The organism is Acidimicrobiia bacterium, assembly GCA_029210695.1.
GTDB lineage: Bacteria > Actinomycetota > Acidimicrobiia > Spongiisociales > JAHEDJ01 > JAHEDJ01.
This window is the reverse complement of sequence record JARGFH010000033.1, coordinates 1-9352: the sequence shown is the minus strand read 5'-3', so window position 1 is coordinate 9352 and position 9352 is coordinate 1. Positions and strand designations below refer to the sequence as shown.

At 63.0% G+C, this 9352-nt stretch carries 8 protein-coding genes, 1 tRNA gene and 1 pseudogene; 7 read left to right on the top strand and 3 right to left on the bottom strand.

The genetic code is table 11. The features are described 5' to 3' along the window. The first annotated feature begins 72 nt into the window (after window positions 1–72). Window positions 73–144, top strand: a tRNA-Arg gene (locus tag P1T08_11505). A gap of 10 nt (window positions 145–154) precedes the next feature. On the opposite strand, the gene lysA is transcribed toward P1T08_11505, so the two are convergent. Continuing rightward, the gene (gene lysA, locus P1T08_11500) at window positions 155–1423 is read right to left on the bottom strand and encodes a diaminopimelate decarboxylase (GenBank protein MDF1596696.1); all 1269 of its coding nucleotides are present in this window, start codon (window positions 1421–1423) and stop codon (window positions 155–157) included. 208 nt (window positions 1424–1631) lie between these two features. On the opposite strand from lysA, the gene P1T08_11495 reads away from it, so the two are divergent. The 6 genes from P1T08_11495 to prfA all read left to right on the top strand — a co-directional run bounded on the left by P1T08_11495 (window position 1632) and on the right by prfA (window position 8566). After that, window positions 1632–2918, top strand: coding sequence for a homoserine dehydrogenase (locus tag P1T08_11495; GenBank protein MDF1596695.1), 1287 nt, complete (start codon window positions 1632–1634; stop codon window positions 2916–2918). Continuing rightward, window positions 2915–4297, top strand: a complete 1383-nt coding sequence (thrC, locus tag P1T08_11490; protein MDF1596694.1) for a threonine synthase — start codon at window positions 2915–2917, stop codon at window positions 4295–4297. Before P1T08_11495 ends, thrC begins: the two co-directional genes overlap by 4 nt. A 239-nt stretch (window positions 4298–4536) precedes the next feature. Further along, window positions 4537–6237 carry a transcription termination factor Rho gene (rho, locus tag P1T08_11485; protein ID MDF1596693.1) on the top strand — a complete coding sequence of 567 codons (1701 nt, stop codon included), beginning with the start codon at window positions 4537–4539 and terminating at the stop codon, window positions 6235–6237. A 10-nt stretch (window positions 6238–6247) separates the two neighbouring features. After that, a complete protein-coding gene (rpmE, locus tag P1T08_11480) occupies window positions 6248–6502 on the top strand; it encodes a 50S ribosomal protein L31 (GenBank protein ID MDF1596692.1) in 255 nt (84 codons plus the stop codon). 32 nt (window positions 6503–6534) lie between these two features. Then, the gene (locus P1T08_11475) at window positions 6535–7494 is read left to right on the top strand and encodes a DUF1385 domain-containing protein (GenBank protein MDF1596691.1); all 960 of its coding nucleotides are present in this window, start codon (window positions 6535–6537) and stop codon (window positions 7492–7494) included. Then, window positions 7487–8566, top strand: coding sequence for a peptide chain release factor 1 (gene prfA / locus P1T08_11470; GenBank protein MDF1596690.1), 1080 nt, complete (start codon window positions 7487–7489; stop codon window positions 8564–8566). Before P1T08_11475 ends, prfA begins: the two co-directional genes overlap by 8 nt. A 35-nt stretch (window positions 8567–8601) precedes the next feature. Here prfA and P1T08_11465 read toward each other — a convergent pair whose 3' ends face one another. Both P1T08_11465 and P1T08_11460 read right to left on the bottom strand, forming a co-directional pair. Further along, complete coding sequence (locus P1T08_11465; GenBank protein MDF1596689.1) at window positions 8602–9135, bottom strand: cytochrome c; 534 nt, start codon at window positions 9133–9135, stop codon at window positions 8602–8604. Continuing rightward, a pseudogene (locus P1T08_11460) lies at window positions 9109–9261 on the bottom strand (cytochrome c). Before P1T08_11460 ends, P1T08_11465 begins: the two are co-directional and overlap by 27 nt. Window positions 9262–9352: the final 91 nt, after the last annotated feature.

The following is a 9352-nucleotide window of genomic DNA, read 5'->3' as shown; positions in this document are numbered from 1 at the left end:
GACTCTCCAACCGTGCACCGGCCGGGCACGCCGATCCGGCGGAACCCTCCCGCTACTACAATCCTGCCATTCGCCCCCGTAGCTCAGGGGATAGAGCACCGGCCTCCGGAGCCGGGTGCGCAGGTTCGAATCCTGCCGGGGGCGCAACGAACTTCTACAGGTCGAGGCGAACGAGATCTTCGTAGGTTTCCCTTCGCACGACCGGCCTGGCCTCTCCTCCCCGGCAGAAGACGACGGCGGGCCGGAGGATCTTGTTGTAATTGGAACCCATCGAATGGCCGTAGGCGCCGGTCACCGGAGTGGCCAGAACGTCTCCGACGCGGAGATCGTCTGGGACAAACCCATCCTTGACGAGCACGTCTCCCGACTCACAATGCTTTCCGACGACCGTGACCGGATCCGGGCGCCGGGCATCAACAGCCCGGGGAAGGAACGTCTCGTAGCCGCTTCCGTACAGAACCGGGCGCGGGTTGTCGCTCATTCCGCCGTCTACTGCGACATAGGTGCGGATTCCCGGCAGCGCCTTGATCGTGCCGACCTTGTAGAGCGTAACGGCCGCCCCGGCCACGATGGCGCGCCCTGGTTCTGACGTGATCCGGGCGGTGACACCCTCGTCGCGGGCGGCCGCCTGAATGGAGCTCGCCCACTCGGTGATGGTCGGAGCGTTCTCACGTTCGACATACGGATGTCCAAGCCCCCCGCCCAGCGACAATTCATCGATGGCGTACCGTCCGGCGAAACGGGCGACGACTCTGGTCGCTTCAACGAACGATGCAAGCCGGAACACCTGACTGCCGATGTGGGCATGGACGCCGAGGAGCGTCATTGCGGGCGAAGCGGTCGCCCGCTCGAGTGCAGCACCGGCCGCGCCGGTCGACACGGTGAACCCGAACTTGGTGTCGTCACGCCCGGTGGTGATGTAATCGTGTGTGTGGGCCTCAACGCCTGGAGTGATCCTGATCAGGACCCGGGCAGGGCCGAGTCCGTCTGCATGGAGTGACTCGAGGAGGTCCATCTCGTCGAAGGAGTCGACGACGATCCTCCCGACCCCCTTTTCGAGCGCCATCCGCAGCTCGAGTTCCGACTTGTTGTTGCCATGCAGTATCAGATGATCTGCCGGAACTCCTGCGCGGAGCGCCACGTACATCTCTCCTCCGGTGGCCACGTCGAGGTGCATGCCCTCGTCGTAGGCGAGCCGGGCCATCGCCGTGCACAGGAACGCCTTTGTGGCGTAGGCGACTCCGTTCCCGAATGCCTCCACGGCTTCCCGGCAGCGAGTTCGAATGTGTGCTTCGTCGTACACGAAGAGGGGTGTTCCGTACTCCTCGGCCAGGTCGAGGACGTCACAGCCACCAATCGACAGGCGGCCGGCGGCTACCGAGCTGTTGTCGGGTAGCAACTGAAGCGGAATCGGCCCTGGCATAAGCGGCAGGGTAACGAGCCGGTGAGGCCTGGGTCGGATATGAGAAGAGAGGTTCTGGGTCATAGGTTTTGGGTTCTACCCCAGAGCCCGCCAGGAATACCCAACTCAGAACCTAGAACTCAGAACCTAGAACCCACAACCTAGAACTCAGAACCTAGAACCCACAATCTCTGGATTACCATCTCCCACCAATCACGAGGAGCAGTAGGTGCAAACAGTCGGGGTCGGGATCCTTGGCAGCGGGACGGTGGGCGGGACCCTCGTGCGCCGTCTGCTCGAAGAGCAAGACGTCATCGCGCAGAAGGCCGGGTTGCGGCTCGAGCTTCGTCGCATTGCGGTGCGATCCCTCGACAAGACCCGCCCCTATACGATCCCCCCTCATCTGCTCACCGATCAGGCCACCGAGGTCATCGATGACTCGACTGTGGAGCTAGTCGTTGAGGTGATGGGCGGGCTCGACCCGGCCGGGAGTCTGGTGTTGCGCGCCCTCGAAGCCGGCAAGCCCGTGGTAACCGCCAACAAGGAGTTGGTAGCGGCCCGTGGCCTGGAATTCGTTTCGCTGGCGGAGAAACGGGGCGTTTCGTTGTTGTTCGAGGCGGCAGTGGGCGGCGGAATCCCGATCATCCGTCCCCTGTCGGAATCGCTGGCCGGTGAACGTGTCCTCCGGGTCATGGGGATCGTCAATGGGACCACCAACTACATCCTGACCAAGATGCTCGATGAGGGCGCCGATTATGGGGATGCGTTGGCCGAAGCGCAGGCTCTGGGGTTCGCTGAAGCCGATCCGGCTGCCGACGTTTCTGGTGACGACGCGGCGGCCAAGGCGGCGATTCTGGCCAGCCTGGCATTTGGCACCTGGGTCGACGCCAAGTCCGTGTTCCGGGAGGGGATCGAAGGCCTCCGTCCCACCGACTTCCGCTTCGCGGCCAACCTCGGCTTCGTGCCGAAGCTGCTGGCCATTGCCGAAGATACCGACGCGGGAGTTCTGGTTCGTGTTCACCCAACGCTGGTGCCGAAGGACCATCCGCTCGCCTCAGTGCGTGGTGCCAATAACGCCATCTTTCTTGAAGGTCCGGCAGTCGGGGAGTTGTTGTTCGCCGGGCCAGGTGCCGGGGGAGAGCCGACTGCCACCGCCGTACTCGGAGATGTCATCGACGCGGCAAGGGAGTTGCTGGCTAGATCACAGGTGGCACCCCGCATACGGTTTGCACCCGGTCGGGTACTGGCCTTCGAAGAGGCCGTCACCAAGTGGTACGTGCGGCTCGAAGTCGAAGATGCCCCTGGGGTGCTGGCCGCGGTGGCGACGGTGTTCGGTGAGCACGAGGTGTCGATTGCCTCCGTTTGGCAGGACGGTCGCGGCGACGAAGCGACCCTGTTGATCGTGACCCACGACGCCCGGGAGGGTCAATTGGCCGAGGCCAGGTTGGCGCTTGATTCGCTCGACGCGGTGCGACAGGTCGCCTCAGTGATCCGGGTCCAGAGCGACGCCCCGTGAGGTACGTCTCGACGCGGGGCGCTGCACCCGAAGTCGATTTTGAGGGGGCGCTGCTGACCGGACTGGCCCCCGACGGCGGCCTCTACGTTCCTGCCTCCTGGCCGGCGCTGCCCGATCTGGAACCTGAAGCCACCTATGCAGAGGTGGCTGCGGCCGTCATCACCCCGTTCGTCGAGGGGGTGTTCTCTCACGACCAGACACTCGAGCTCGCGGAAGCGGCGTACGGCCGTTTCCGGCACGAGGCGGTTGCGCCTTTGCGCCCGCTCGGTGAAGGCGAGATGCTCCTAGAACTCTTCTGGGGACCGACGCTCTCATTCAAGGACTACGCCCTCCAACTGGTCGGGCGCCTGCTGGATGAGGTGCTCCGGCGAAGGGGGGCACGGGTCACGGTGATCGGGGCCACATCGGGTGATACCGGTTCTGCCGCGATCGACGCCCTGCGGGATCTCGACTCCATCGAGGTACTGATGCTGCATCCAGAAGGCCGGGTGTCCGACGTTCAGCGCCGCCAGATGACGACCGTGAACGCGCCGAACATCCACAACCTGGCGGTGAGAGGCACCTTCGACGACTGCCAGGACCTCGTAAAGGCAATATTCTCGGACCCTGATCTCAACGCGGAAGTCCGCCCCGCCGCGGTCAATTCGATCAACTGGGCGCGCATCATGGCTCAGACCGCCTACTACGTGTGGTCGGCCCTTCAACTCGGCGCGCTCGACGAACGTGTCACCTATGCGATTCCGACCGGCAACTTCGGCAACGTGTACTCCGCCTACGCAGCCGGGAAGATGGGAGTGCCCATCGAGCAGTTGATTGTCGGCAACAACGCCAACCATGGTCTGGCCGACTTTCTGACCGCAGGGAGTCTTCCGATCGGGGAGGTTGTCCCGACCCTCGCCCCGGCAATGGACATCCAGGTGCCCAGCAACCTCGAGCGCCTGCTGTTCGATGTGTTCGAGCGGCGCGGCGATGTGCTGGGTTCACTGATGAGCGAGTACCGGGCGATGGGCAGTCTCGATGTGCTGCCGGCCCAAATGGCGGGTGTTCGAGGCCAGTTCGACGCCGGTTTTGCCTCAGACGACGAGATCGTGCAGATCATCCGGGACCTGTATCACGAGACCGGCGTGGTGGTCGATCCACACACCGCCACCGGAATTGCGGCGGGTCGTCGCTTGCGAAGGGACTATGACCACGAAATCGTATTCGTCGCCACCGCTCACCCGGCCAAGTTCCCGGCTGCGATCAAATCGGCTTTGCACCTCGAGCCCGATCTGCCCGACGACCTCGATGACCTGATGGAGCGCGACGAGCGGTATGAGGTTGTCGATAACGACTTCGACACGGTGGCTCGGATCGCCCGGAGCGTAGCCCCGCATTAGATCAACGGTGCTTGCTCTCCTCCGTGCTTGGCACAGCGCACCCTATCGCCTACACTAAGTGGCGATCCCAGAATCCCTCTAGCCGTTCGCGGTGCACGTGTGGTTCTCCTGCATCCCCCAAGGCGCCCCTTTGTCGATGCAGGATGGGATATCACTCAACGCTGAGCCACTCAGTCACAGGACGCCGGTCCGGATTTACATTGCCTCGGGGAGGCACCGGAATGGGCGGGAAGGATGACATGACCACCAGATCTGAGCTCCAGGAGAAATCGATCAAAGACCTTCGCGAGATCGCGACCGCACTGCAGATCGATGCGGCAGGGCTGCAGAAGGCCAAACTGATCGGTGCCATCATCGGCGCCGACGGTTTCGAGAGCAGTGACGAGCCCACTCCCGTCGAGTTCCCGGTTGCAGAGCGCACGAAGGCGCCGATCGGCGACACCGGCAAGGAATCAGACGGCGAAGATGCTGAGGTGGTGGACGCCGCTGAGCCCAAGGAAGCCACAAAGGACACCCCCGCGGCCGAAAAGGAGCTTCCGGCCGGCGAGTCGGCTGCGGTCGTTGACGGTGGGGATTCCGAACAAGACGATGATTCCGATTCGTCAGATCGAACCAACCAACCTCAACAGGGCCAGCGTTATGACAATGATCCGAATCGTCGCAAACGCCGGCGGCGGGGACGTGGACAGGGTGGCCAGGACCGGCAGGGCGGCCAGGACCGGCAGGGCGGCCAGGACCGGCAGGGCGGTCAGGACCGGCAGGGCGGTCAGGACCGGCAGGGTGGCCAGGACCGGCAGCACCACGAGCAGATTCCCGAAGGTGACCTCGAAGAGCGTGAGGGAGTCCTCGACATTTTGCCGGAAGGATATGGTTTCCTTCGCATCGGCCGCTACCTCCCCGGTGACCAGGACGTGTATGTGTCGGCCAGCCAGATTCGCAAGTTCGGGTTGCGCCGCGGCGACCTGATTCGCGGTCCGGTTCGTCCGCCCCGCTCTCAAGAGAAATTCGCCGCCATCACACGGATTGAGACGGTGAGCGGCCAGAGCGTGGAAGACGCTCGCAAGCGGCCCCGTTTCGAGAAACTGACACCGCTGTTTCCCGATGTGCGAATGAGGCTCGAGATCGACGGTCACCACGAGTGGGTGTTGCCGAGGATCGTCGACATCATTGCCCCGATCGGCAAAGGCCAGAGAGGCCTCATCGTATCTCCGCCTAAGGCAGGCAAGACGACGGTGCTGAAGGAGGTCGCCCGCTCGATCAGCGCTAACAACCCCGAATGCCATCTGATGGTCGTGCTCGTGGATGAGCGCCCGGAAGAGGTCACCGACATGCAACGTTCGGTGAAGGGAGAAGTCATCTACTCGACGTTCGATCGTCCGGCCGAGGAGCACACGCAGGTGTCCGAACTCGCCCTAGAGAGGGCGAAGCGCCTCGTCGAGATGGGCACCGATGTGGTGATCCTGCTCGACTCGGTTACTCGTCTCGCCAGGGCCTACAACCTGGCGACGCCGGCCAGCGGCCGCATCCTTTCGGGTGGTGTCGACTCGACTGCTCTCTACCCGCCCAAACGCTTCTTTGGAGCTGCGCGGAATATTGAAGAGGGTGGAAGCCTTACGATCCTTGGAACCGCCCTGGTCGAGACAGGGTCGAAGATGGACGAGGTTATTTTCGAGGAGTTCAAGGGCACCGGCAATATGGAGTTGAAGCTCGATCGCAAGCTCGCCGACAAGCGGGTATATCCCGCAATCGACATCGCCGCTTCCGGCACACGCCGCGAGGAGTTGTTGTTCGATCGGAACGAACTTGCGCAGGTGTGGAAGCTGCGTAGGGTGCTGCTGGCATTGGAATCTGGTCCGGCCGTCGAATTGCTCATCGACAAGCTCAAGACCGCCAAGTCCAATGCAGAGTTCCTCATGGAAGTCGCCAAGAGCGGGAATTAGGAGAAATCACGTGAAGACAGGGATCCACCCCAACTACATGGACACGAAGGTCACCTGTTCGTGTGGCAACACGTTCATGACACGTTCGACCCAGGAAGAGATGCACGTCGAGTTGTGCAACGAGTGTCATCCATTCTTCACCGGTCGCCAGAAACTGGTCGACACCGGTGGTCGTGTCGAGCGTTTCCAGAAGCGCTACGGCGACAAGGCCCAGGTCAAGTCGAAGAAGACCGCCAAGTCTGAGACAGAGACGAGCGAGGCGTAGTTCCGCCCGCCGGTTGCGACCGGCGGCGTCCTATGAGTCGTCATCCCAATTCCACCGTCGGCGGTCAGGCCGTAATCGAAGGCGTGATGATGCGCGCCCCGGCCGGTTGGGCCGTGGCCGTGCGAACTCCTGAGGGCTCAATCGTGACGATGTGTGAGGAATTGCCGCGCCTGTCCGAGCGCAAGCGACTGGCCAGAATGCCCCTCGTGCGCGGCATGCTGGTCCTGTGGGAGTCGCTGTCCCTCGGTATGCGAGCCCTGACCTGGTCGGCCGAGAAAGCGGTAGGGGAAGAAGAGGAGCCGATCGGCAAGTGGCAGATGGCCCTCTCGATCTTGATCGCAGTCGCGGCGGTAGCGGTCCTCTTTGTCGGTGCCCCGCTGCTGACGGCGCGCTGGCTGGCCGGTGAGACGACGATCGGCCTCAATGTCGTCGAAGGTCTCATCCGTATCGCCCTGTTTGTCGGCTACATCTGGGCGATCGGCCGTTCCGCGGAGATCAAACGGGTTTTCCAGTATCACGGCGCCGAGCACAAGACGATCCACGCTTACGAGGCGGGGGACCCACTGACCGCCGGCGAGATCCAGAAATACTCACCCGCCCACCCCCGGTGTGGGACCAGTTTCCTTCTGCTGGTGGTGCTGGCCTCCATCGTCGTGTTCTCGTTCGTCCCGCATACCCTGCCGGTGGTATGGCTGGTCCTCAGCCGTCTGCTCCTCATCCCGGTCATCGCGGGTATCTCGTATGAGATCCTCAGGGCTTCCGGTCTGCGTGCTGATGCTCTGTTCGGTCGTATGGTGGCCGCCCCCGGGCTCTGGCTGCAGAGGCTGACTACCGGCGAACCCGACGACGATCAGGTCGAGGTTGCCGTCGCCAGCTTGCTCGCCGCCCTCGACTCGGAGTCGGTAGAAGAAGTTCGTGGTCGGGGCGAGATCGTTGCAGGTGCAGTCGAGGCTTTCGAGGTGGGCTGTATCGGAGACAAGACCGATGGATGAGGCGCTTGCCGCCAGACTGGCCGAGGTCGAAGAATCGTTCAACGAAGTCGAGCAGCAACTCGCCGATCCGGATGCACTGTCCGATCAGGCCCGGTTTGTGGACCTGGGAAGACGCCACTCGGAACTCAAACCGATTGTCGAAACGTTCTCGAGCTATCGCGACGCTCTTTCGGACGCCAACGAAGCCGCCGAGCTGGCAGGCGAAGAGACCGATCCGAAGATGGTCGAAGACCTGCGACGGATGTCACGTGAACGAAGGGCGGAGGCCGAACGTCTCGAACATGAGCTGCGCCTGGCACTTGTCCCCAAAGACCCGAACGACCAGAAGGACGTCATCGTTGAGATCCGGGCAGGCACCGGTGGTGACGAAGCGGCCCTCTTTGCCGGCGACCTCCACCGGATGTATCACCGGTTCGCAGAACTGCACGGATTCAAGACCGATGCGATGGATTCGTCCGAGTCCGAGGCAGGCGGATTCTCCAAGGTGATCTTTGCGGTCAAGGGTGCGGGTGCGTATTCAATGCTCAAGTACGAGGCGGGCGTGCATCGGGTTCAGCGGGTGCCAAAGACCGAATCGCAGGGGCGGGTGCACACGTCGACCGCGACGGTGGCAGTGCTTCCCGAAGTGGAAGCAGTTGAACTCGACCTGGACCTCAACGATGTGCGGGTCGACGTGTACCGGTCGAGTGGCCCGGGCGGTCAGTCGGTGAACACGACCGACTCGGCAGTGCGTCTCACCTATGAGCCGACCGGACTGGTGGTGACGTGCCAGGACGAGAAGTCACAGCTGCAGAACAAGGAGAAGGCGTTCAGGATTCTGCGTGCCCGTCTGTATCAGATGGAGGTCGAGAAGCAGCAGTCCGAGTTGGCGCAGAACCGCCGCTCCCAGGTCGGGACGGGGGAACGATCGGAGAAGATCCGCACCTACAACTTCAAAGAGAACAGGGTGACGGATCATCGCATCGGCCTGACGATCAAACAGCTGCCCACGATTCTCGACGGAGAACTGGACGCGTTCGTCGAAGCGCTTTCCGCCGACGAAGAGGCTCGCCGGCTGGCCGACGGCGACTGAGGGCCGCCTAAGACCCCTCTCAGACTTGGTGCGTTCTACCGAACTACGCCACGTGCCGAACGGATCCACACGTAGCCGACACCACTCACCACGCTGAGCCCGACCAGGACCACGACGGCGAGGGCGATCAACGAGACCCCGCTGTCAGCCTCGGAATCCTCATTGAGGAACAGTGAGAGCGTCCGACCATCATCGCTCGAGGTTGCACCGCCGCCATCCGCCTCGTCGGTTGCGCCTGTGTCTGCCAGGGTCACCGCCCCGTCGGCGAGGAGGAGCGTGTGCTCGACCAGCTCCGCTACTTCCTGCTCGGTGAGATCAGGGAAGGCAAGCATTCCGGGTGTTCCATTTCGAAGCAGGGCGGCGAGTTCGCCGGCGTCGAACTGCTCACCGAGGATCACCCCTCCGATTCCGCCTTCGCCGAGCGTCCCGTGGCAGGCGGCACACAAGGTTGCGTACAGTTGTCCGCCGGGGCTGTCGACGGCCGTTAGCGGGCCGGCGCTATCGCCTCCGACGGATTCGAACGAGTTGAGGATGAAGTCGGCTATCGCGCCGATTTCTTGGGCGTTCATGCGCCCGGAGTAGCTGGGCATCGAATCCCGTCCGTCGGTGACGATGGAGATCAGATCGGAGCGGGCGAGCGTCGTTCCGGCGAGTGGTCCGGCTGTGCCGCCCTCCCCGTGGGGTCCGTGGCAGGCCGAGCAGTACTTGACGGGCGCTTCGGAATTGAGCGGGGTGTAGGGGTTCCCGGTTGATTAGGAGGGCTCTGCCAATCTGATGGTTACTACG